Origin of the sequence: Reyranella sp. (genome assembly GCF_965249915.1) — a bacterium.
In the GTDB taxonomy this organism is placed as follows: Bacteria; Pseudomonadota; Alphaproteobacteria; order Reyranellales; family Reyranellaceae; genus Reyranella.
This window is the reverse complement of sequence record NZ_OZ252257.1, coordinates 2,882,490-2,902,991: the sequence shown is the minus strand read 5'-3', so window position 1 is coordinate 2,902,991 and position 20,502 is coordinate 2,882,490. Positions and strand designations below refer to the sequence as shown.

Sequence of the window (20,502 nt, the reverse complement as noted above, 5' to 3'; positions counted from 1 at the left end):
GCTGCCACGCGGCCCCAGAGGAATAAAGACATGTCGATGCCTTCGATCTTTGTGTCGCATGGAGCGCCGACGCTCATCCTGAGCGACGCGCCGGCGCGGACCTTCCTGGCCGGGCTGAGCGAGCAAATTCCGCGCCCGACCGCCATCGTGGCGGTGTCGGCGCACTGGGACACCGACGTGCCGGCCGTGTCGATCGTCCGCAAGCCCGATACGATCCATGATTTCTACGGCTTCCCAGAAGGGCTCTACAAGCTGCGCTATGAGGCGCCCGGCGCGCCGGCGCTCGCCGAGAAAGTCGCGAAGCTGACAGGCGCCGCGCACGATCATCATCGCGGCCTTGATCATGGCGCCTGGGTGCCGGCGATGCTCGCCTGGCCCGAGGCCGACATCCCGATCTTCCAGCTCTCGGTGCAACCGGCGCTCGGCCCCGCGCACCATATCGCGCTCGGCCGGAAGCTCGCTGCGTTGCGTGAAGAGGGCGTGCTGGTCATGGGCAGCGGCAGCGCTATCCACAATCTACGCGCCCTGGTGCGCAGCGAGGACGCCTCGGAGCCCGAGCCCTGGGCGCAGGCCTTCGACGACTGGCTGGCCGACACGCTGGAGAAGGGCGACGAGGCGGCGCTCGCCGACTACCGCGCCCGCGCGCCGTACGCCCGCGAAGCCCATCCGACCGACGAGCACTTCCTGCCATTGCATGTCGCGTTCGGCGCGGCCGGCGAGGGGGCGCAGGGTCGGGCGCTTCATCGCAGCTTCACGTTGGGGAACCTGTCGATGGCCGCCTACGCATTCGGGTAGAGTCTCGGCCGGAGTAGAATCACCTTCATCCCCGCTCCAGGACATCGCAAAGCGATGTCCTGACGCTTGAAGGCCGAGCTTCGCTCGGCCTTCAGATCATGAGCTCGTAGTGGTGCGCCGCATGCGCGGCGTCCAGGGTCGTCGCCCATTGCGAGACCGTGCTGGCATCCTTGGCCGCGATATTGGCCGAAGAGAGTTCCGCCAGCGAGACGTCGGTCAGCTTGTAGGTCTGATTGTTGCCCTCGATGGTGATGACGGTCGAGCCGTTGACCTCGGCGATGGAGAAACTGTCCTTGGCCATCCAGTTGAAGTCGAGCGTATCGAGGGCGGTGTCGAAGTCGATCGCCGTGTTGGTGCCCCAGGCCCAGGTGATCGCGAATGTATCGGCCTTGCCATTGCCCACGTGGCCCTGGTCCGGCTCGCTGTCGTCATTGACGATGGTGCCGACGGCGGTCGCATCGGCGATGGTGGCGCCGCTGGCATTGGAGAGCGTGACGGCAAAGGTCTCGTTCCCCTCGAACACGGTGTCACCGCTGATATCCACATGCACCGTCTTCGAGGTTTCGCCCGCCGCGAAGGTGAGAGTGCCGTTGGAGGCTACATAGTCCGAGCCGGCGGTCGCCGTGTCGTTCGCAGTGGAATAGGCCACTGTCACGGGGCCCGTGGCTGCCTTGTCGAGCGTCACCACAAACATGAAATGGGCATCATCGCCATTGCCTTCCGCCACCGAGAGGTCGGCGATGGAGAGCGCCGGCAGGGCCGGGGCGCCGTCGTCGTCGATGATGGTGCCGATGGCCGTTCCGTCGGCGATCGTGGCGCCGTCGGGGTTGGAGAGCTTGACCTTGAAGGTCTCGTTGGCCTCGGCCAGCACGTCGCCCTTGATGTCGACATGGACCGTCTTGGAGGTCTCGCCGGCGGCGAAGGTGACGGTGCCGCTGGAGGCGACGTAGTCCTTGCCGGCCTTGGCCGTGCCGTTTGCGGTGGAATAGGCCACGGTCACCGGGCCGTCGGCGGCCCTGTCGAGCGTCACCACGAACATGAAATGGGCATGGTCCCCGTTGCCTTCCGTCACCGCGAGGTCGGCGATCGAGAGGGTCGGGGGGCGGTCGTCGTCGATGATGGTGCCTGTTGCGGTGCCGTCGGCGATCGTGGCGCCGGTGGGGCTGGAGAGGTTGATCTTGAACGTCTCGTTGGCCTCGGCCAGCACGTCGCCCTTGATGTCGACATGGACCGTCTTGGAGGTCTCGCCGGCGGCGAAGGTGACGGTGCCGCTGGAGGCGACGTAGTCCTTGCCAGCCTTGGCGGTGCCGTTTGTGGTGGAATAGGCGACCGTCACGGGGGTCGTGGCTGCGTGGTCGAGCGTCACCACGAACATGAAATGGGCATGCTCGCCATTGCCTTCCGCCACCGAGAGGTCGGCGATCGAGAGCGCGGGAAGCGCACCACCCTCGTTTCCGCTCGCGCCGTCGGTCGCCCCCGACGCGCCCGCCACCGTGCCTCCGCCGGCGATCGGCAGATTGAAGTCGACGATCTCGGCGTCGGAGGCCTGCCCCATGCCGATCTTGGCGGACAGGTCGTCCTCGCGGACCTGGGTGAAGGTGAATTCGAAGTTGCTCGAGGAGAGGCCGGCCCGGGTGACCCCGAGCAGGATGAGCTTCTGGCCCGTGCTGAGATCCGCGATGACCACGCCTTCGCTGCTGTCGGTCATCGAGAGGTTTTCGCGGCTGCCATAGAACTTAAAGCTCACCACGTCGGTGGCGGGATCGAAGGCGACCCGGTCCACCTGCCCCACTTCATGGGAGCGCATATAGACGGTGTCGGCGGCGAGCACCGGGCCGTTTTCCCACGCGAGCGCGCCGCTCAGCGCCTCGCGCAAGTGATTGTTGTCGATGAATTCGAAATTCTCCACCGACAGGTCGGCGAGGCGGACACCCTGCACGATCACCGTCTCGCCGCTCCACGGGCTCATGAAGCCGAAGCCCTGGGGCGTGTCGATGACAATGAAAGAATGGATGTTGGCGTTGCCGAGGTCGATCTTGTCCACCGCCGGGTCGAAGCCGACGATATCGGCGCCGCTCACCGAGTTGATGAGCCAGACTTTGCCGGTGCCGTTGCCCGGATCCTGCTTCGTGTCGTCGTCGGTGATCTGTCCCACCGCCGTGGCGTCGGCGATGGTCGCGCCGGTGGCACCGGAGAGGGTGAGCGAGAAGGTTTCAGCGGCCTCCACCGCAGTGTCGCCGTTGACGACCACATGCACCATCTTGGAGGTCTCGCCGGCCGCGAAGGTCAACGTTCCGGTGAGGGCGGCATAGTCGGAACCCGCGGTCGCCGTACCGTCGGCGGTGGCGTAGTTAACGCTCACGGGACCGGTTGCCGCCTTGTCGAGCGTGACGATGAACATCAGCTCGGCGGTGCCCGAATCCCCCTCGCGCATCGAGACGTCGCCCACCGAGAGCGCGGGCAACGTGGCTGCCGCATCGTCGTTGATGACGGTGCCGGTTGCCGAGCCGTCGGCGATGGTCGCGCCATCGGCATTGGCGAGGTGGATGGTCAAGGTCTCGTTACTCTCCGCCACCTTGTCGCTCTTGACCTTCACATCGATGGTCTTCGACGTTTCGCCCGCCGCGAAGGCGAGGGTGCCGCTCGCGGCAACATAGTCGCTGCCGGACGTGGCGGTGCCGTCGGCCGTCGAATAGGCGACCGTGACCGGACCGGCGGCCGCCGCGGACAGGATCACGGTGAAGGTCATGAGCTTGACGCCGGAGTTGCCTTCTTTCACCGACACGTCGGCAACCGACAGGCTGGGCACCGCCGGCTCGGCGGTGTCCAGCGCCGCGTCCCATTTCTCGATCACGCTCGCGTCCTTCGCGCGGATATTGTCCATGCTCAGTTCGGCCAGCGTCACGCCATCGAGCGTGTAGGTCTGGTCGTTGCCGGTGATGGTGATGACGACCGAGCCGCCGACCTCGGCGATGGAGAAATTGTCCTTCTGGAACCAGCCGAAATCGAGCACGTCGAGGGCGGGGTCGAAGGCGAGGACGGTATTGACGCCCCATGTCCAGTTGATGGTGGTCACGGTTCCTACGCCATCACCCCCTGTTCCTCCGCCGCCACCGGTCTGTCCGCCGGTGGAGCCGCCGTCCGCCTGGGTGCCGTCCCAGCCCGCATAGTCGGCGACGGTGCCGTCATTGTTGAAATCGTCGTGCCAGAGCTCCTCCGCAAGGGCCAGTGTCTTGGCCGACTCATGGGCGGCGATCAGGGTCGAATAGCTCGGCGTATCGTAGGCCCCGAACTGCTGGATATATTTGAGGATGGAGGTGCCGTATTCGTCGGCCGAGGCACTGCCATTGTTGAGAAGGTCCAGCGTGCCCCAGGCCCCGCGCAGATGGGCGGCGGCGAGAATGCCGGTGAGGGTGAGCGTGACGGTCACGCTCTGCCCGTTGGTGTCGACATAGGTGCGCTGGGTACCGATCAGCGCGTCGAGGCTGGTGCCCTTGGCCTCGAGCCCGCTCTCGATGACGTTGAGGTTGTAGCCGAAGGCATCGAGGATGATGGCTTCCTGGATGTCGGTCTTCAGCGTGGCGAAACTGTCGACGCCGTTCTTGCCGGTGAAGTGCCCGGTCCACTGGTTGCCGGTATTGCCCTGATAGTAGCCGAGGTCGATGAGCAGCGCCTCGCCGAACTGATAGCCGACGAAGCCCAGCGCATTCACGGAGGTGTACTGCATGTCATGCCAGGAGAGCTGGCCGGCCTGATAGGCTTCCCAGTTGGCATCGCCCACCCAGCTCCGGATCTGCCCTTCGGTGATCTGTCCCGAGAGATAGCGATCGTAGTCGACACCCGATTCAAACGCCCTGAGTGCGTCCAGAAACTGCGTGAAAGTCCCGTTCGACATGCCTTGCTCCCCCGAACTCAACTCGCGTACCGACCGCGCGATACCGCCGATATCCACAGGCCGTACGCGAAAATCATAACCGTTCGATGTCGCTGCTGTCGAAGGGGGGTGGTCGCTCGTGCGTTGGGCCCTCGCCGGCAGCGGGGCGCGTCATGGCGTTGCCGAAAGATTCAACCGCGCACACCAACGAAAAACGGGAGCGCTTTTGCGCTCCCGTTCGGGTCGTAATCAGGAAGGTCGGGCCGTTTACGCGGCTTCGGCCAGCGCCACGCCCTTTTCCTTGAAGACCTGCTCGAGTTCGCCGGTCTCGAACATCTCGCGGATGATGTCGCAACCGCCGATGAACTCGCCCTTGACGTAGAGCTGGGGGATCGTCGGCCACTGGCTGAATTCCTTGATGCCCTGGCGCAGGTCAGGGTCGACGAGGATGTTGATGCCGTGGAACTTCACGCCGAGCTGGCTCAGCACATCGACCACCGCGGCCGAGAAGCCGCACTGGGGAAACACGGGCGTGCCCTTCATGAACAGCAGAACGTCGTTCTTGCCGATCTCGTCGCGGATACGCTCGAACACCTGGGGTTCGCTCATGATCGATCTCCGTGGAGCGCCGCCGGGGGCGCGGGGGTGACTGAATATAGGGCGTTCAGGGCCTTTGCGCCATGGTGGTCAGCTTGAGCGCGTGGAGAACGCCCCCCATGCGGCCACCCAGGGCGCCGTAGACCATCTGGTGCTGCTGGATCTTCGACTTGCCGGCAAAAGCTGCCGAAATCACTGTTGCAGCGTAGTGATCGCCGTCCCCGGCGAGGTCCTGAATCTCGACCTCGGCACCCGGAATACCGTCCTTGATCAGGCGAATGATGTCGTCAGCTTGCATAGGCATGAGAAATCCTCAGGCGGCGCTGTTCATGTAGCCGGGCAGCCAGTTCTCGTGGGCGTCGTGCAACTCCTGCAGCGGCAGGGTGAGGAGCCCGTCGACCGAGATATCCGGACCGCCGGAATAGCCCAGCAGCACTGCCGGCACGCCGGCCTTGCGGGCGGCCTCGACGAGGGCGGGGCCATCGTCGGTGGCGATCAGGTAGCGGCCCTGGTCCTCGCCATAGAGATAGGCGTGGGGCGCCACGTCGCTCGCCGGCAGCTTGATGCAGGCGCCGGTGCCGCCCGATAGGCACATCTCGGCGAGCGCCACGAGCAGGCCGCCATCCGAGAGGTCGTGGCAGGCATGGACGCGGCGGCCGACGATCTCGCCGCGCACGAAGTCACCGTTGCGCCGTTCGACGGCGAGGTCGACCGGCGGCGGGGCACCTTCCTCGCGGCCGTGCAGTTCGCGAAGGTAGATCGACTGGCCGAGCCAGCCCTTCGTCTCGCCGATCAGCACCAGTGCGAGGCCGGACTGCACCAGGCGCGAGCCCGCGGAGGTCGCGATGTCATCGATCACGCCCACCGCACCGATGGTCGGGGTCGGCAGGATCGGCCGGCCCTCGGTTTCGTTGTAGAGGGAGACGTTGCCCGACACGACGGGGAAGTCGAGCGCGGTGCAGGCTTCCGCCATGCCCATGATGGCGCCGGCGAACTGGCCCATGATCTCCGGCTTCTGCGGATTGCCGAAGTTCATGTTGTCGGTGACGGCGAGCGGCCGGGCGCCGACCGCGGTGATGTTGCGCCACGCCTCGGCCACGGCCTGGCGGCCGCCGGTCTCGGGATGGGCCTGCACGTAGCGCGGCGTGCAGTCCGACGTCATGGCGAGGCCCTTGTGGCTCACGACCTTGGGAGCTCCCGGCACGCGCACCAGCGCAGCGTCGCCGCCCTGCGGGCGGATCGCCGTGTTGCCCATGATGAGATGGTCGTACTGGTGCCAGATCCACGCCTTGCTGGCGAGATCGGGGCAGCTCATCAGGGTGAGCAGCGAGGCCTTCCAGTCTGTCGGCGCCGGCACCTTCGAGGCGTCCAGCTCGGGCGGCAGCGGCGTCAGGGTCCACGGCCGCTCGTACATCGGCGCTTCGGTGACCAGCGGCGGGATCGGGATGTTGCCCACCACGTCGCCATGCCAGGTCAGCACCATGCGCTCGGTGTCGGTCAGGTGGCCGATCACGGCGAAGTCCAGTTCCCACTTCTCGAAGATCGCGCGCGCCTGGTCCTCGCGGCCGGGCTTCAGCACGATCAGCATGCGCTCCTGGCTCTCCGACAGCATGAGCTCGTAGGGATTCATGCCGGTCTCGCGCATCGGCACCTTGTCGAGTTCCATGACGAGGCCGAGCCCGCCCTTGGCCGCCATCTCGAACGAGGAGGAGGTGAGGCCGGCCGCGCCCATGTCCTGGATGGCGATGATGGCGTCGGTCGCCATCAGTTCGAGGCAGGCTTCCAGCAGCAGCTTCTCGACGAACGGATCGCCGACCTGCACGGTGGGGCGCTTGCTCTCGCTGTCCTCGTTGAACTCGGTGGAGGACATGGTGGCGCCGTGGATGCCGTCGCGGCCCGTCTTGGAGCCGACATAGACCATCGGATTGCCGATGCCGGCGGCCGCCGCATAGAAGATCTTGTCGGTCGCGGCGACGCCCACGGTCATGGCGTTGACCAGGATGTTGCCGTTGTAGGCGGCATGGAAGTTGGTCTCGCCGCCCACGGTGGGAATGCCCATGCAGTTGCCGTAGCCGGCGATGCCCGCGACCACGCCCGACACGAGGTGGCGCGTCTTGGCATGCTTCGGGTCGCCGAAGCGCAGCGCGTTGAGGTTGGCCACCGGCCGCGCGCCCATCGTGAATACGTCGCGCAGGATGCCGCCGACCCCCGTCGCCGCGCCCTGGTAGGGCTCGATGTAGGAGGGGTGGTTGTGGCTCTCCATCTTGAAGATGGCGGCTTGGCCGTCGCCGATGTCGATGACGCCGGCATTCTCGCCCGGGCCCTGGATGACCCAGGGCGCCTTGGTCGGCAGCTTCTTCAGCCACACCTTCGAGGACTTGTAGGAGCAGTGCTCGCTCCACATCGCCGAGAAGATGCCGAGCTCCACCATCGTGGGCGTGCGGCCCATGATCTTCAGCAGGCGCTCGTACTCGTCCGGCGCCAGCCCGTGCTCGGCCACGATCTGCGGGGTGATCGCGGGCTCGTTCGGCAGTTTTACGGGCGGGTTCTTTTCCTGGGCTACGGTCACGACGCGTCTTTCATGAAAGGGCTTCGACCATGCCCTCGAACAGGGCCTTGCCGTCGGTGCCGCCGAACATCGGCTCCACCGCATTCTCGGGATGGGGCATCAGGCCCAGCACCGTCTTGGTGTCGTTGAAGACACCGGCGATGTTGCTGCTGGAGCCGTTGGGATTGCCGCGTCCGTCGACGATCGAGCCGTCGGGGCCGCAGTAGCGGAAGGCGATCTGGCCGCGATCCTCGAGCCGCTTCATCGTGTCGGCATCGGCGAAGTAGTTGCCCTCGGCATGGGCCACCGGCACCTTGATCACCTGGCCGGCCTGGTAGCGGTTGGTGAACAGGCTCTGGCTGGTCTCGACCCGGAGGTGGACGTCGGCGCAGACGAACTTGAGGTGCGAGTTGCGCATCAGGGTGCCCGGCAGCAGGCCCGCCTCGGTCACGATCTGGAAGCCGTTGCAGATGCCCAGCACCGGCACGCCCTGCGCGGCGCGCTTCTTCACTTCGGCCATCACCGGCGACTGTGCGGCCATCGCGCCGCAGCGCAGATAGTCGCCGTAGGAGAAGCCGCCCGGCACGACGATCAGGTCGACCTTCTCGAAGTCGCCGTCGCCGTGCCACACCATCTGCGGCCGGCGCCCGGTGACCAGTTCGATCGCCTGCGCCACATCGCCTTCGCGATTGGAGCCGGGAAAGACGAGGATCGCCGCTTTCATTTCGTGATCTTCCGCTGGGGGCGCGCCACTCCGTGGCGCGTCGTTGTTGATACAGGCGAAGGTCGCGCCACTTCAGCGAGGGGAATTACCCCGCGCGCAGTGGCGCGCCCCCAGCCAAGACGCGACGTGTTCATCAGCCCACCAGTTCGATCGAGTAGTTCTCGATCACCGTGTTGGCGAGCAGCTTCTTGCACATCTCCTCGACACGGGCCTTGGCCCTCGCCTTGTCGGTCTCGGCGAGCTCGAGCTCGATGAACTTGCCCTGGCGCACGTCGCCGACCTCCGGGAAGCCCAGCCGGTTCAGCGAATGTCCGATGGCTTTGCCCTGGGGGTCGAGCACGCCGTTCTTGAGGGTCACGTGGACTCTGACTTTCATGTCGCCTCTTTACTGCAGCGTGGTGGGGCCGCGCACGTCGCCCGGTCCCTGGTCGATGAGGATGCCGAGGCGCCGCGCCACTTCCTGGTAGGCTTCCTCGACCTTGCCGAGGTCGCGGCGGAACCGGTCCTTGTCCATCTTCTCGTTGGTCCTGAGATCCCACAGCCGGCACGAATCCGGGCTGATCTCGTCGGCCAGCACGATCCGGACCATGTCGTCCTCGTAGAGGCGGCCGAACTCGATCTTGAAATCGATCAGCTTGATGCCGCAGCCGAGGAACAGGCCGAACAGGAAATCGTTCACCCGCAAGGTCAGCGCCACGATGTCGTCGAGGTCCTGGGGCGTCGCCCAGCCGAAGGCGGTGATGTGCTCCTCGGTGACCATCGGGTCGCCCAGCGCGTCGTTCTTGTAGAAGAACTCCATGATCGAGCGGGGGAGCTGCGTGCCTTCCTCGACGCCGAAACGCTTGGCGAAGGAGCCGGCGGCGACGTTGCGGACCACGATCTCGAGCGGGATGATCTCGACCTGCCGGATGAGCTGCTCGCGCATGTTCAGCCGGCGGATGAAATGGGTCGGCACGCCGATTTCCCCGAGCTTGGTCATCAGGAACTCGGAGATGCGGTTGTTGATCACCCCCTTGCCGGTGATGACCCCCTTCTTCTGGTTGTTGAAGGCGGTCGCGTCGTCCTTGAAGTACTGGACGATCGTCCCGGGTTCGGGCCCCTCGAACAAGGTCTTGGCCTTGCCCTCGTAGATGCGGCGACGGCGGGACATGTCTTACTCCTGCGCGGGCGATGCGGCTCGCCCGCCTTTCGGGCGGAATATGGCGGAAACGCCATGCGCCGGTACTGGGGAAAAATCCATTGAAAAAGGTGACGGGGTCGTCATATTGAACTCGGAACAGGAGGCCTCACATGGCCCAGCAAATCACCTACGACAAGGCCTATGACACGGTCGGACGTGAGGATTTTCCGGCAATGCTGGAAGTTCCCCGGTATGGCCGCCGCACCGACGCCTTCGACGGCATCATTTCGGCCACCCACGACCATTTCTGGGATCCCCTCGACAAGGCCTATATCGACTTCGACCAGCCTTTCGACATGGTCCGGACGCCGATCATGCCCCTGGACAATGTGGTCGAGCTGCGGAGTGCGGTGGCGGACCGGCTGGACGAGGGCCAGAGGATCGGCCTCGCCAACGACGTCATGCATTGGTCGATCTCCAACCTGCTGCACGGCGAGCAGGGGGCGCTCTCGCTGTCGGCCAGCCTCTGCCACATCCTGCTCGACCCCGGCGCCCAGGAATACGCCGCCAACCAGGCCCGCGAGGAAGCCCGTCATGTTGCAGGGTTCACGCGCTATATCGGCCGGCGCTGGGGCGCGCCCCTGCCGGTGGGCAAGACCATCGCCACGGTTCTCACCGACCTCGTGACCACGGAAGAGGTCTACAAGAAGATCGTCGGCATGCAGATGCTGATCGAAGGCATCGCCATGGGCTCCTTCGCGACGCTCAATGCCAAGACCAACGACCCGGTGCTGCGCCGGCTGGTCCAGCTGGTGATGAGCGACGAGGCCTTCCACCACCGCTTTGGCCGGATCTGGGCCTCCCGGACCATCCGCCATCTCAGCGAGGACGAGCACAGGAAGGTCGAGGACTGGGCGGCCCAGATCTTCCAGACGCTGCTGTTCAACCTCATCAACGCCGAGCAGAAGCAGGTCATCTACGCCAAGTACGGGCTCGACTGGCAGTGGGTGCGCGACGCGATGAAGGAGGTCTTCACCGACGAGGACCGCCGCGCCAACCTGAAGGAAAGCACCAACATCTTCCGGGTGCTGATCAAGACGCTCCTGCATGCCGGCATCATCACCTCGCGCACCGCGCCGCTCTACGGCGTCTGGGTCGACATGAAGGAACTCGAATCCGAGGGCGACGGCATTCCCGGCGACATCGTCGCCGAGGAGATGATGGTCACGCTCCGCGAGATCAACGCGAAGCGCAAGCGTATCGCCTCGAAGGACGTGGTGCCCGCAGGCTGAATTGCGCCTTCGGGCATGCGCGGCAACTCTGGTTCAGGGCTTGAACACGTAGCCCGGCGTGATGGCCACGTCCGCAGGAATGGGCTGCAGGTCGGAAAACAGCTCCGGGTAGGTCTTCATCACGCTGAGGATGAACTTCGGTTCGATGTGCTTGTTCACGTCGAACACCGTCTTGATGACGCCCAGCCGTTGCAGTGTGTCTTGGGCCTTCCACAGCGCACGATAGTTGTGGGCTGAGATGCGCCGGTCCACCTGCTGGACGTTGTACTGCATGGCAGTCTCCGCCACGTCCAGCTTCAACCCGGGAATCCAGCGCGTACCGATGGCGGCTGCCTGCTTGGGATTCTTGCGCATCCACTGATCGGCCTCCGACACGGCCGCCAGGAACTTCTCGATCGTCGGCCCATTCTTCTCCACCCAGGGTCGCAACGCGATGTTGAAGCCGAGGTAGGAGATGACGTCGCCGCCGCGGATCACTTCGATCGCGCCTGGTACGTCCTTCATGGCGATCACCGGTGCCGGGTCCCAGCACACGAACGCATCCACGCCCTTGGCGAGCAGCGCCACGCTCATTTCCGGCGGCGGCGTGTTGACGAGAGTGACGTCGGAAGGCGTGAGGCCAGCCTTCTCGAGCAAGCCAAGGATATAGAGATGATTGATGGTGCCGAACGAAGTGCCGATCTTCTTGCCCTTGAGGCTCTTGAGATCACCCTTGACGATACCCGAGTCCTTGCCGGCGATCAGCGCAAGCGTCGCATCGGAGCCGAGTTTGGTGGCACTGCCGCTGAAATTGCCGAAGAACACCAGGTCCATGCCACGCAGGATGGCGCCGATGGCCGGCACGCCAGCCTGCACCATGTCGGTCTCGCCCGCCTGCAAGGCATTGAGTGCATCGACGCCGGTGGCGTAGGGGCGCGCGATGGTGACGTCCAGCCCGTATTTCTCGAAGAAGCCGCGCTCGAGTGCGATCGGCAGTGCCAGCATGTCGACGGCGGCAACCATGCCGACCTTGAGCTTTACCGGATCCTTGGCCTGCGCCATTGCCGACAGCGGCAACAGCAACAGGGCAACGAGCAGTGTCATGATCCTTGGCATTTTCCTCACCCTCCTGGTTGAAGCGGCTCGACGCGCGTAACCCAGTAAGGGCGGGCGACGGTCGCGAGGTCCGCTCGTTTCACTCCTCGAACTTCAACGGCGTTGTCTTGTGTCCCAGAGACCCTGCCGTAGGTCTGGAACAGCTGTACGTGGAAACGCTCGGGTGGAAACGGCAGGGTAATCAGTACGTTGACCTTCTCGGGGCCATTGGAAAAATCCGCGATCTTGTACGGCGCGGCGATGGTCAACCAGAGCTGCCAGGCCAAGTAGCAGACCGCCACGGCCAGCAGGACATGCGTCTTTCGCGACCTGAGGGCATCGTTCAGCATGTATCAGGCCGATCGCACGAGTTGAAGAACGCGGGCCGACAGTTCCTTGAATCGCACGTCGTCGTTCAAGGCGTCCCAGGAACGTGGGCGGGGCAGGTCCACGGCAATCTCCTCGAGCACGCGTCCTTTGGACAGTGCCACGACCCGATCGGCGAGAAACACGGCTTCGCCTACGTCGTGAGTGATGAAAATCACCGTGGGACGCTTCTCCTGCCAGATGCGGGTGAGTTCCTCCTGCAGCGTCATGCGCGTCTGGGCGTCGATGCTCGCGAACGGCTCGTCCATCAGCAGCACGTCCGGCTCATTGGCCAACGCGCGAACCACGCCGACACGCTGCTGCATGCCGCCCGACAGTTCGGCGGGATAGCGTCTGGCTGCCTCGGTCAGCTTGGCGAGGGCCAGATATTCGTGCGCGATCTTCTCGCGCTGCGCCTTGCCGACGCCGCGCATCTTCGGACCGAAGGCGACGTTTTCGAGCACGGTCCTCCAGGGAAAAAGCGCGAACGATTGAAACACCACGCCACGGTCGGCTCCTGGTCCCTTCACCGGCCGGCCGTCGAGCAGGATCTCGCCGCCCGTGTAGGGAAGGAAGCCCGCGATCATGTTCAGGATGGTGGTCTTGCCGCAGCCCGACGGCCCGACGATAGACACGAACTCGCCCTGCTGCACGTCCAGCGATACATCGTGGACCGCCGTGACGTTGGTGCCGGCATAGGGGTCGAAGTAGGTCTTCGACAGATTGCGGATGGTCAGATTTTTCATCGTGTCACCAATCCCCACCGCTGACCGGTGGCGCGTTCGATAGGCGCCAGAATCCAGCCGTCGACGATGTACCAGAGGATACCGAGGATGATCATGCCGAGCAGGATCTCGACGACGGAGCCGGCACGGCGCGCATCGAACATGAGAAATCCGATTCCGCTGGTACCGACGATGATCTCGGTTGCGATCAGGGCGCGCCATCCGTAGCCCAGCCCATTGCGCAGGCCCGTCATGATGCTGGGGAGCGCGCCGGGCAGCACCACTTCCCAAAGAATGCGGGTACGCGAGGCGCCAAGGCTTTGCGCGGCGCGATGCATGGTGATCGGGATCGAACGAACGCCCAGCACTGTGTTCAGGATGACCGGGAATATCACCGTGTAGACGATGATGACGGTCATGGTGGTGAGGCCGTAGCCAAACCAGATCACCAGGATCGGCAGCCAGGCGATGTCGCCAATGGCCTGGAAGAACAGCAGGGGCGGCCAAAGCGCAGTATGCGCCCGCGAGCTGAGACCGACCAACATCCCGAGCGGAATGCCGATCGCGATCCCCCAGAACGCGCCGACGGCGAGCCGTACCATGCTGTCCTGCAGATACTCCGGCAGGATGCCGGTATAGACCAGCGAGCCGAACGAGTGCACGACGTCCAGCGGTCCCGGCAGGAACACGCGTGGGAATATCTGCATCTCTGTGACGATCCACCAGATGGCGATCAGGAGAAGGAACGGCGCGATCGCAACCACGGACGGCCAGCGCACCGTCAGGCGTACGCAACGGCTCCATATCCCGAGAAGAAAGGATTTCATGCGCGTTGCACCATGCCCCAGCGCTCGATGGTCGTGCGCTCGAGCGGTGCCAATAGCAGACGATCGAGCAGCAGCCACAGAACGCCGATCACGACCATGCCAAGCACGATCACTTCGGTCTTGTAGAAATCCCGCGCCACGAAAAGCATGTAACCGAGGCCGACGTTGGTGGCGATCATCTCGGCGGCGATCAGCCCGCGCCAGGCGAAGCCCAAGCCGGTTCGTATGCCGGTGACGATGTGAGGCAGTGCGCCCGGCAGGAGAACCTCGGTCAGCATCGCCCATCGCCCCGCACCGAGTGATGCGGCCGCGTTGCGTACGTGCAGGGGGATCGTCGAGACGCCGAGCAGCGTGTTGTATGTCACGATGAAGAACACGGCATTGAAGATGACGAATGTGATGGCGCCGAAGCCGTAGCCGAACCACAGGGTCGCAATGGGGATCCAGGCGATGCCAGCCAGTACCGAGAAAAACCGGAGCGGGGGCGTCAGAAAGCTGGAAAAAACGGGGCTGACGCCCATGGCGATGCCCAGGGGAATGGCGACCAACAGGCCAAGCACTGTGCCGACAGCGACGCGGAGCAGGCTCGCGCCGATGTGGTGGATCAGCGTACCGTCCTGAATTCCCTCGATCCCGGCTTGGACCACCGAGCCAAGCGATGGAAGCAACCGGGGATTGACATCGAAGTACGGGACAAGGATCGCCCAGAGAGCGAGCAGAACGGCAAAGGGAGCGCAGAACCGGAGCGCCGAAGTGAGCTTGCGCCGCATCACGTTTGACTCAGGGGCCGGCGGGCACCCGTGCGACCGGCGCGGCGCCGGGTGCCGACTTTTGGTTTGGACAAGTGGGCCTGGGTGTAACCAAGGACCCGCTCCATCGCGTTGCGGGCCTTTGTGGCGTCCCGTTGTTCGATGGCGCGCGCGATCGTGGCATGATTGGGCAGGTTACCGTCGAACCAGCCATCGACGCTGTCCACGGCAACCACAAACACCGCGCTCAGAATTGTGTCGATCGCACCGCGAAAGCCCTGCAAGACCGGATTGTGGGTCGCGTCGAGAATGGCGAGGTGAAACGCCTTGTCTGCGGCAGTTGCGGTGGCTTGACTGTCTGAGGCTTCCATCGCGGCGAGGGCCGCATTGATCCGCAACAGGTCCGTCTTGGTGGCACGGGTGGCTGCGAGCGCGGCGGCGGCTGGCTCAATGATCGAGCGGACTTCCTGAACAGCCAGCAGCAACTCACGGTCGGGATTTTCCTGTCCCACGAGCCAATTCAACACGTCGCGATCGAGCAGACTCCAATCGCGCCGCGGCAACACACGGGTTCCGTGGCGTGGCCGGACGCTGACGAGCCCTTTGCCCGACAATGTCTTGATCGCCTCACGTATCACGCCGCGGCCGACGCCGAGGCGGCTTTCGAGATCGCATTCGGGAGGCAGCACCGCCCCGGCCGGAATGATCCCTTGAGCGATCTCGCGCCCGAGCGTCGTCAGCACGGTGTAGATACGCCCCGGCTTCGAACGCACTTCAACGGATTTCGCGCGCTTGGTAGACAAGATCTGTTTGCTCCCGGCCGCCGGCTCTTCGGCCGGCTGGCAAGTTCAAATCATACACCGATCGGAAGCGGGTGCAATCATCGGATGTTTAACATCGGATGTTTAACATCCGATGATTGGAAGTAGGGCCACGTTGTCGTTCGATGCGAATAGGTCGGCACTGTTGAGCCGACGCTGCGAGGCAACACCGCGCCGCAGCAACAGGTGTACCCGCAAGAGAATTGGCTGAGACGCACGACCGACAGTGTCGGTGGCTCTTTCAACAGCCTGCCAATGCCCTGAGTTGAGTTTCTCTAGAGTTTTCGTGCGAGCACGAAGCAGGAGAGACCTGCCAGGCGGTTGATCGGGAAGATCGGGAGTTCGGCGGCGCAGATTGCGGTGAGGAGGGCGTTGGTGAGGGCGCCCTGTTTCTTCAGGCTGCTGCGAGGTTCCGTCGTGTTGCGGTCGGCGAGGCGCACGGCGGCGGCGAGCGGGAAGACGAAGCCGAAATAGTAGCTGCCGCGAACGATCTCGAGACCGGCCTCCTGCAACACGGTCTCGATGCCGGGCAGGCGGTAGCGCCTCTTGTGCTCGAGGAAGACGTCGTGGCCGCTCCACAGGAAGGCGAAGGCGGGCACCGTCACCAGGAAATGCGCGCCGGCCGGCACCTTTTCCGCGTAGTGCCTTACCAGCCCGCGATCGTCGTCGACATGCTCCAGCACGTCCATCATCAGCACGAGGTCGCAGTCGGTCGGGCCGGTGTCGCGGCGGTAGCGCACGGGCTTCCCGGCGACGCGGTCGTCGCGGTCCGAGGGATAGCCGATGTCGACACAGAGCGCGCTCGCGGCCGCCGTCCGTTCGAGCAGATGGCGCGAGAAGAAGCCCGAGCCCGCGCCGACGTCGAGCAGGCGCCTGGGGGCCAGGGAGCGCACGGCGCGGCGCAGCGCGGCGGCCTTGGAGCGGTAGTACCAATGGTTGCCGATACCGGCGCCCAGTATGTCTTCTTCCTTGAGGTCCATCGACGGTCAGGGCTTTGGCGGCTCGGTCGTGCCGTCCTCGTAGACGCCCTCGACGATGTAGATCGGACGGCCCTTCACCTCGACGAACAGGCGGCCGAGATACTCGCCGATGATCCCGAGCGAGAGAAGCTGGATCGCGCCCATCAGCAGGACCGCGATCAGCAGCGAGGCGTAGCCTGGCGTGTCGACGCCGAAGATGAGCACGCGGGTGACGATGAACAGGGCGTAGAGCACCGCCACGATGGCGATCGCCAGGCCGACATAGAACCAGGCGCGCAGCGGCGCGGTCGAGAAGCTCACGACGCCGTCGATGGCGAAGTTCCAGAGCCGCCAGAAGTTGAACTTGCTGGTGCCGGCCGCGCGCTCGGGCCGCTCGTAGGGCACGCCGACCGAGCTGAAGCCCACCCAGGCGAACAGGCCCTTCATGAAGCGGTTGCGCTCGGGCAGCTGGCGCAGCACCTCGACGGCGCGGCGGTCGACCAGCCGGAAATCGCCGACATTTGGCGGGATGCGCACCGGCGACATGGAATTGAACACCCGGTAGAACCAGCCGGCCGAGACCCGCTTGGCCGGGGTGTCGGTGTGGCGCGCCGTGCGGATGCCGTAGACGATGTCGTAGCCCTCGCGCCAGCGCGTGACGAAGGCGGCGATCAGTTCCGGCGGATCCTGCAGGTCGATATCCATCGGGATCAGGACGTCGCCGCGGGCATGGTCGATGCCCGCGGTGAGGGCGGCTTCCTTGCCGAAGTTGCGCGACAGGTTGACGATGCGGATTCGCCGGTCGATTCGGCTGCGATGAAACAGCCGCGCGAAAGTGTTGTCGCGCGAGCCGTCGTTGACGAACACGATCTCGAAGCGGAGGCCGTCGCGCTCCAGCAGCGGCACCGTGGTGGTGAGGAAGACGGCGATCGACTCTTCCTCGTTGAACACGGGCACGACCAGCGAGACAAGCGGATCCATGGGCCGCCGCGCCCGCTGGACGGCAAGCTGGTGCGCCAGCGCCGTGTCCTTGTCGAGGCTGCCGTCGGAGGCGAAGGGGAGAGAATCGGGCACGACGGACGGAACTGCGCGGAATCTAGGATACGGTTTCGACGGTGCCGTCGAGATTCATGATCCCCAGCTCGACGATGAGCTGCGGCTGGCGCTTGCTGGCCTGGTCGCGGAAGGCGCGCAGCCCCTGGCTCAACATTTCGGTTTCGAAGGCGCGGTCGGTCTTGATGCGGTTGCCATAGGCGAGGGCGGCGGCGCCGCAGTCGCGGTGGGCCATGCCGATCAGCCGCTTCACGTTGTGAAGCTGGACCGAGATGTCGAGATTGGCTTCCCAGGCGGCGCGCCATTCCTGGAAGATCGGGGCCACCGCGGCGATGGGCCCGCCGGCAATGTTGAACTGGCTGTACTGGTTCTGCCAGCCCCGCGACGTCATGTACTTCCAGACGTCCGTGGTGAAGCGCGGATCGATGCACTTCATCAGCATCGCCTCGTACCCGTCATCGACGGCCAGCGCCGGGCCGGCGGCCGCCACTGCGGCGGCGCCGAGACCCAAGCCCAGCAGGTTGCGGCGCGAGAGGGCGGCGAGGCAGCCGCAGCCGGAATGATGCGTGTGGATCATCGGAAGGTCGCCTTGCCCTGTTGTGCGAGACCGCCGTTGGGATCGGCGATCCATGTCGTGACCGAGCCGTCCGGTTCGCGGCGGCCGTGAACGCCAAGAGCCGCCCCGCCGAACACCGGCGAGAGGGCACGGAACTCGAAACTGCGAACCAGCTTACCCGCGTTGGAGCGGCGCGCCAGTTCGATCTGCAGCATGCCCATCAGCGGCCCGTGGACGATCAGCCCGGGATAGCCTTCGACGCCCGTCACATAGGGCTGGTCGTAGTGGATGCGGTGGCCGTTGAAGGTGAGGGCGGAGAAGCGGAACAACAGTACGGGGTCGGCCAGGACGGTACGCGTCCAGGTCGCGTCGGCCGGCGCCGGCCGGGGCGGCTTCGGCGTTTCGCCCGGCTTGGCCGCCTCGCGATAGACGATGTCGTGCTCCTCGACGAAGGAGATGCCGCGTGGGCCTGAGATCGTGTGCTGCACGGTCACGAAGACCATCGATCCGGTCGAGCCGGACTTGGGCTCGACCGACTTGATCTCGGACAGGCGATGGACCGTGTCGCCGACGCGGATCGGCTCGCCGTCGAAGGAGAAGCGGCTGCCGGCCCACATGCGGCGCGGCAGCGGCACCGGCGGCAGGAAATCGCCGCGCTGGGCATGGCCGTCGGAGCCGATTTTCGACTGCGGCGCGACCTCCAGGAAGTAGAGCCAGTGCCAGAGCGGCGGCAGGGGATCGCCGTTCTTCGGGTCGGCATCACCCGTCTCGTCGAAGGTCGCGGACAGGGCGCGGACCGGGAAGGGGGCGGCGAGATCCTCCATGGATTGCGTCCGGCCGATCCAGTCTTTCAGTTTTTCCAGCGACATCTCGGGTTTCCTCTCTGCAGGCGTGACACTGCCACTGCGAACGCAGGGTGGAAAGACGGTGTCGCGGTCGCTATATACCGCCCCCATAAGACATGCCCAACCGGAGCGGCCGATGACCACCTTCGACGATCGCGAGAAAGCCTTCGAAGCCAAGTACGAGCACGACGAGGAGCTGAAATTCAAGGTCAACTCGCGCCGCAACAAGCTGCTGGGCCTGTGGGCCGCCAGCCTGATGGGCAAGACGGGCGCCGATGCCGAGGCCTATGCCAAGGATGTGGTGATGGCCGACTTCGAGAAGCCGGGCGATTCCGACGTTGTGCAGAAGCTGATGACCGACCTGGCCGCGGCCGGCAAGCCGACGGACGAGCACGCGATCCGCAAGGAGTCGCATCGTCTCACCGACGAAGCCCGGCAGCAGATCATGACCGAAGTCCGCTAACCGGGCTGTTTCGCCTGTGCTAGGCTGCCTCCCATAAGAAAAGTCTTAGGGAGGCATCAGTGCCGATCAATCGTCGCAAGATGTTTGCGTATGCGGGCGCCGCCGTGGCCGCGCCCGCATTGCTGCGCGAGGGCTACGCGCAGGCTGCCGAAGTCAACCTCAAGCTGCACCACTTCCTGCCGGCCGCCTCGAACATCCACCAGAAGTTCCTGACGCCGCTGGTTCGCAAGATCGAGGCTGAGTCCAACGGCCGCGTCAAGATCACGATCTTCCCTGCGATGCAGCTCGGCGGCGCCCCGCCCCAGCTCTACGATCAGGCACGCGACGGCGTGGCCGACATCGTCTGGACCCTGCCGGGCAACACGCCGGGCCGCTTCCCGGCAAGCGAGGCGATGGAGCTGCCCTTCGTCGCCGACAAGCTCGGCATCGTGAACGCCAAGGCGTTCCAGGAGTATGCCGACACCTACCTCAAGGACGAGTTCAAGGAAGTCCATCTGGTCTGCGCCTGGGCGCACGATGCCGGGCTGATCCATGCCAACAGGCAGGTGAAGACGATGGAGGACCTGAAGGGCCTGAAGTTGCGCTTCCCGACGCGGCAGGCGGGCGAGGCGCTCAAGGCGCTGGGGGCCAGCGCGATCGGCATGCCGATCCCGCAGGTGCCCGAGAGCCTGGCCCAGAAAGTGATCGACGGCTGTGTCGTCCCGTGGGAGGTCGTGCCCGCCATCAAGGTGCAGGAGCTGCTGAAGTACCATACCGGTATCCCGGGATCGCCGACCCTGTACACCGCGACCTTCGTGCTCGCCATGAACAAGGGCAGCTACGACAAGATGCCCGCCGACCTGAAGAAGATCCTCGACGCCAACTCCGGGATGGCGGCCGCGACGATGGCGGGCAAGACTTGGGACGATGCCGGCGCGGCGGTGGCGGAGATGGTCGCCAAGCGCGGCGGCAACGTCATCAGCGAGATCTCGGTCGACGAGGCGGTCCGCTGGCGAAAGACCACGCAGCCGGTGATCGATGCGTGGATCGCGTCGGTCAAGGACCGCAACCTCGACGGCGCCAAGCTGGTCGAGGCGGTTCGAACGCTGGTCCAGAAGTACAAGATGTCCTGAGC

The 20,502-nt window shown here is 65.0% G+C and carries 21 protein-coding genes; 4 read left to right on the top strand and 17 right to left on the bottom strand.

Annotation, left to right across the window (positions count from 1 at the left end):
- Positions 1 to 36: 36 nt before the first annotated feature.
- Positions 37 to 795: a DODA-type extradiol aromatic ring-opening family dioxygenase gene (locus tag ACP15H_RS14350; RefSeq protein WP_425066858.1), complete on the top strand. Its 759-nt coding sequence runs from the start codon at positions 37 to 39 to the stop codon at positions 793 to 795.
- 91 nt (positions 796 to 886) lie between these two features.
- Here the strand turns inward: ACP15H_RS14350 and ACP15H_RS14345 are convergent, their stop codons facing one another.
- The 7 genes from ACP15H_RS14345 to purC form a co-directional block, all read right to left on the bottom strand.
- A complete protein-coding gene (locus ACP15H_RS14345) occupies positions 887 to 4,690 on the bottom strand; it encodes a Calx-beta domain-containing protein (protein ID WP_425066857.1) in 3,804 nt (1,267 codons plus the stop codon).
- Positions 4,691 to 4,936: 246 nt separating this feature from the next.
- Positions 4,937 to 5,278 carry a Grx4 family monothiol glutaredoxin gene (gene grxD / locus ACP15H_RS14340; protein ID WP_425066856.1) on the bottom strand — a complete coding sequence of 114 codons (342 nt, stop codon included), beginning with the start codon at positions 5,276 to 5,278 and terminating at the stop codon, positions 4,937 to 4,939.
- Positions 5,279 to 5,333: 55 nt separating this feature from the next.
- A complete protein-coding gene (locus ACP15H_RS14335) occupies positions 5,334 to 5,570 on the bottom strand; it encodes a BolA family protein (RefSeq protein ID WP_425066855.1) in 237 nt (78 codons plus the stop codon).
- 9 nt (positions 5,571 to 5,579) lie between these two features.
- Entirely contained in the window at positions 5,580 to 7,799 is a 2,220-nt protein-coding gene (gene purL / locus ACP15H_RS14330) for a phosphoribosylformylglycinamidine synthase subunit PurL (RefSeq protein WP_425069905.1), read from the bottom strand.
- A gap of 46 nt (positions 7,800 to 7,845) precedes the next feature.
- Positions 7,846 to 8,538, bottom strand: a complete 693-nt coding sequence (purQ, locus tag ACP15H_RS14325) for a phosphoribosylformylglycinamidine synthase subunit PurQ (protein WP_425066854.1) — start codon at positions 8,536 to 8,538, stop codon at positions 7,846 to 7,848.
- Between the two features lie 133 nt (positions 8,539 to 8,671).
- The gene (gene purS / locus ACP15H_RS14320) at positions 8,672 to 8,914 is read right to left on the bottom strand and encodes a phosphoribosylformylglycinamidine synthase subunit PurS (RefSeq protein WP_425066853.1); all 243 of its coding nucleotides are present in this window, start codon (positions 8,912 to 8,914) and stop codon (positions 8,672 to 8,674) included.
- 9 nt (positions 8,915 to 8,923) lie between these two features.
- On the bottom strand, positions 8,924 to 9,688 hold the full coding sequence (gene purC / locus ACP15H_RS14315) for a phosphoribosylaminoimidazolesuccinocarboxamide synthase (RefSeq protein ID WP_425066852.1): 765 nt from the start codon (positions 9,686 to 9,688) through the stop codon (positions 8,924 to 8,926).
- Positions 9,689 to 9,828: 140 nt separating this feature from the next.
- Here purC and ACP15H_RS14310 point away from each other — a divergent pair, with 140 nt between their 5' ends.
- Positions 9,829 to 10,950, top strand: a complete 1,122-nt coding sequence (locus ACP15H_RS14310; RefSeq protein ID WP_425066851.1) for a ferritin-like domain-containing protein — start codon at positions 9,829 to 9,831, stop codon at positions 10,948 to 10,950.
- Between the two features lie 33 nt (positions 10,951 to 10,983).
- Here the strand turns inward: ACP15H_RS14310 and ACP15H_RS14305 are convergent, their stop codons facing one another.
- The 10 genes from ACP15H_RS14305 to ACP15H_RS14260 form a co-directional block, all read right to left on the bottom strand.
- Entirely contained in the window at positions 10,984 to 12,033 is a 1,050-nt protein-coding gene (locus tag ACP15H_RS14305; RefSeq protein ID WP_425066850.1) for an ABC transporter substrate-binding protein, read from the bottom strand.
- 17 nt (positions 12,034 to 12,050) lie between these two features.
- A complete protein-coding gene (locus ACP15H_RS14300) occupies positions 12,051 to 12,374 on the bottom strand; it encodes a hypothetical protein (protein ID WP_425066849.1) in 324 nt (107 codons plus the stop codon).
- A 3-nt stretch (positions 12,375 to 12,377) separates the two neighbouring features.
- Positions 12,378 to 13,136, bottom strand: a complete 759-nt coding sequence (locus ACP15H_RS14295; RefSeq protein ID WP_425066848.1) for an ABC transporter ATP-binding protein — start codon at positions 13,134 to 13,136, stop codon at positions 12,378 to 12,380.
- Positions 13,133 to 13,942 carry an ABC transporter permease gene (locus ACP15H_RS14290; RefSeq protein WP_425066847.1) on the bottom strand — a complete coding sequence of 270 codons (810 nt, stop codon included), beginning with the start codon at positions 13,940 to 13,942 and terminating at the stop codon, positions 13,133 to 13,135. Before ACP15H_RS14290 ends, ACP15H_RS14295 begins: the two co-directional genes overlap by 4 nt.
- Positions 13,939 to 14,712 (bottom strand): ABC transporter permease, encoded by a 774-nt coding sequence (locus tag ACP15H_RS14285; protein WP_425066846.1) that lies wholly within the window; start codon positions 14,710 to 14,712, stop codon positions 13,939 to 13,941. The genes ACP15H_RS14290 and ACP15H_RS14285 overlap by 4 nt, the downstream gene beginning before the upstream one ends.
- Positions 14,712 to 15,497: a FadR/GntR family transcriptional regulator gene (locus ACP15H_RS14280; RefSeq protein WP_425069904.1), complete on the bottom strand. Its 786-nt coding sequence runs from the start codon at positions 15,495 to 15,497 to the stop codon at positions 14,712 to 14,714. The genes ACP15H_RS14285 and ACP15H_RS14280 overlap by 1 nt, the downstream gene beginning before the upstream one ends.
- A gap of 290 nt (positions 15,498 to 15,787) precedes the next feature.
- Positions 15,788 to 16,492, bottom strand: coding sequence for a methyltransferase domain-containing protein (locus ACP15H_RS14275; protein ID WP_425066845.1), 705 nt, complete (start codon positions 16,490 to 16,492; stop codon positions 15,788 to 15,790).
- A gap of 6 nt (positions 16,493 to 16,498) precedes the next feature.
- Positions 16,499 to 17,545, bottom strand: coding sequence for a glycosyltransferase family 2 protein (locus ACP15H_RS14270; RefSeq protein WP_425066844.1), 1,047 nt, complete (start codon positions 17,543 to 17,545; stop codon positions 16,499 to 16,501).
- Between the two features lie 22 nt (positions 17,546 to 17,567).
- Entirely contained in the window at positions 17,568 to 18,101 is a 534-nt protein-coding gene (locus tag ACP15H_RS14265) for a hypothetical protein (protein WP_425066843.1), read from the bottom strand.
- Positions 18,098 to 18,949 (bottom strand): FAS1-like dehydratase domain-containing protein, encoded by an 852-nt coding sequence (locus ACP15H_RS14260; RefSeq protein WP_425066842.1) that lies wholly within the window; start codon positions 18,947 to 18,949, stop codon positions 18,098 to 18,100. The genes ACP15H_RS14265 and ACP15H_RS14260 overlap by 4 nt, the downstream gene beginning before the upstream one ends.
- Before the next feature lie 112 nt (positions 18,950 to 19,061).
- Here ACP15H_RS14260 and ACP15H_RS14255 point away from each other — a divergent pair, with 112 nt between their 5' ends.
- Both ACP15H_RS14255 and ACP15H_RS14250 read left to right on the top strand, forming a co-directional pair.
- Positions 19,062 to 19,388, top strand: a complete 327-nt coding sequence (locus ACP15H_RS14255) for a DUF1476 domain-containing protein (protein WP_425066841.1) — start codon at positions 19,062 to 19,064, stop codon at positions 19,386 to 19,388.
- Positions 19,389 to 19,447: 59 nt separating this feature from the next.
- A complete protein-coding gene (locus ACP15H_RS14250) occupies positions 19,448 to 20,500 on the top strand; it encodes a TRAP transporter substrate-binding protein (RefSeq protein WP_425066840.1) in 1,053 nt (350 codons plus the stop codon).
- Positions 20,501 to 20,502 lie beyond the last annotated feature (2 nt).

Excerpts from the sequence above, each read along its gene's own strand:
- ACP15H_RS14350 (WP_425066858.1), top strand. The coding sequence starts at position 37 with ATGCCTTCGATCTTTGTGTCGCATGGAGCGCCGACGCTCATCCTGAGC.
- ACP15H_RS14345 (WP_425066857.1), bottom strand. The coding sequence starts at position 4,690 with ATGTCGAACGGGACTTTCACGCAGTTTCTGGACGCACTCAGGGCGTTT.
- grxD (WP_425066856.1), bottom strand. The coding sequence starts at position 5,278 with ATGAGCGAACCCCAGGTGTTCGAGCGTATCCGCGACGAGATCGGCAAG.
- ACP15H_RS14335 (WP_425066855.1), bottom strand. The coding sequence starts at position 5,570 with ATGCCTATGCAAGCTGACGACATCATTCGCCTGATCAAGGACGGTATT.
- purQ (WP_425066854.1), bottom strand. The coding sequence starts at position 8,538 with ATGAAAGCGGCGATCCTCGTCTTTCCCGGCTCCAATCGCGAAGGCGAT.
- purS (WP_425066853.1), bottom strand. The coding sequence starts at position 8,914 with ATGAAAGTCAGAGTCCACGTGACCCTCAAGAACGGCGTGCTCGACCCC.
- purC (WP_425066852.1), bottom strand. The coding sequence starts at position 9,688 with ATGTCCCGCCGTCGCCGCATCTACGAGGGCAAGGCCAAGACCTTGTTC.
- ACP15H_RS14310 (WP_425066851.1), top strand. The coding sequence starts at position 9,829 with ATGGCCCAGCAAATCACCTACGACAAGGCCTATGACACGGTCGGACGT.
- ACP15H_RS14305 (WP_425066850.1), bottom strand. The coding sequence starts at position 12,033 with ATGACACTGCTCGTTGCCCTGTTGCTGTTGCCGCTGTCGGCAATGGCG.
- ACP15H_RS14300 (WP_425066849.1), bottom strand. The coding sequence starts at position 12,374 with ATGCTGAACGATGCCCTCAGGTCGCGAAAGACGCATGTCCTGCTGGCC.
- ACP15H_RS14295 (WP_425066848.1), bottom strand. The coding sequence starts at position 13,136 with ATGAAAAATCTGACCATCCGCAATCTGTCGAAGACCTACTTCGACCCC.
- ACP15H_RS14290 (WP_425066847.1), bottom strand. The coding sequence starts at position 13,942 with ATGAAATCCTTTCTTCTCGGGATATGGAGCCGTTGCGTACGCCTGACG.
- ACP15H_RS14285 (WP_425066846.1), bottom strand. The coding sequence starts at position 14,712 with ATGCGGCGCAAGCTCACTTCGGCGCTCCGGTTCTGCGCTCCCTTTGCC.
- ACP15H_RS14275 (WP_425066845.1), bottom strand. The coding sequence starts at position 16,492 with ATGGACCTCAAGGAAGAAGACATACTGGGCGCCGGTATCGGCAACCAT.
- ACP15H_RS14265 (WP_425066843.1), bottom strand. The coding sequence starts at position 18,101 with ATGATCCACACGCATCATTCCGGCTGCGGCTGCCTCGCCGCCCTCTCG.
- ACP15H_RS14260 (WP_425066842.1), bottom strand. The coding sequence starts at position 18,949 with ATGTCGCTGGAAAAACTGAAAGACTGGATCGGCCGGACGCAATCCATG.
- ACP15H_RS14255 (WP_425066841.1), top strand. The coding sequence starts at position 19,062 with ATGACCACCTTCGACGATCGCGAGAAAGCCTTCGAAGCCAAGTACGAG.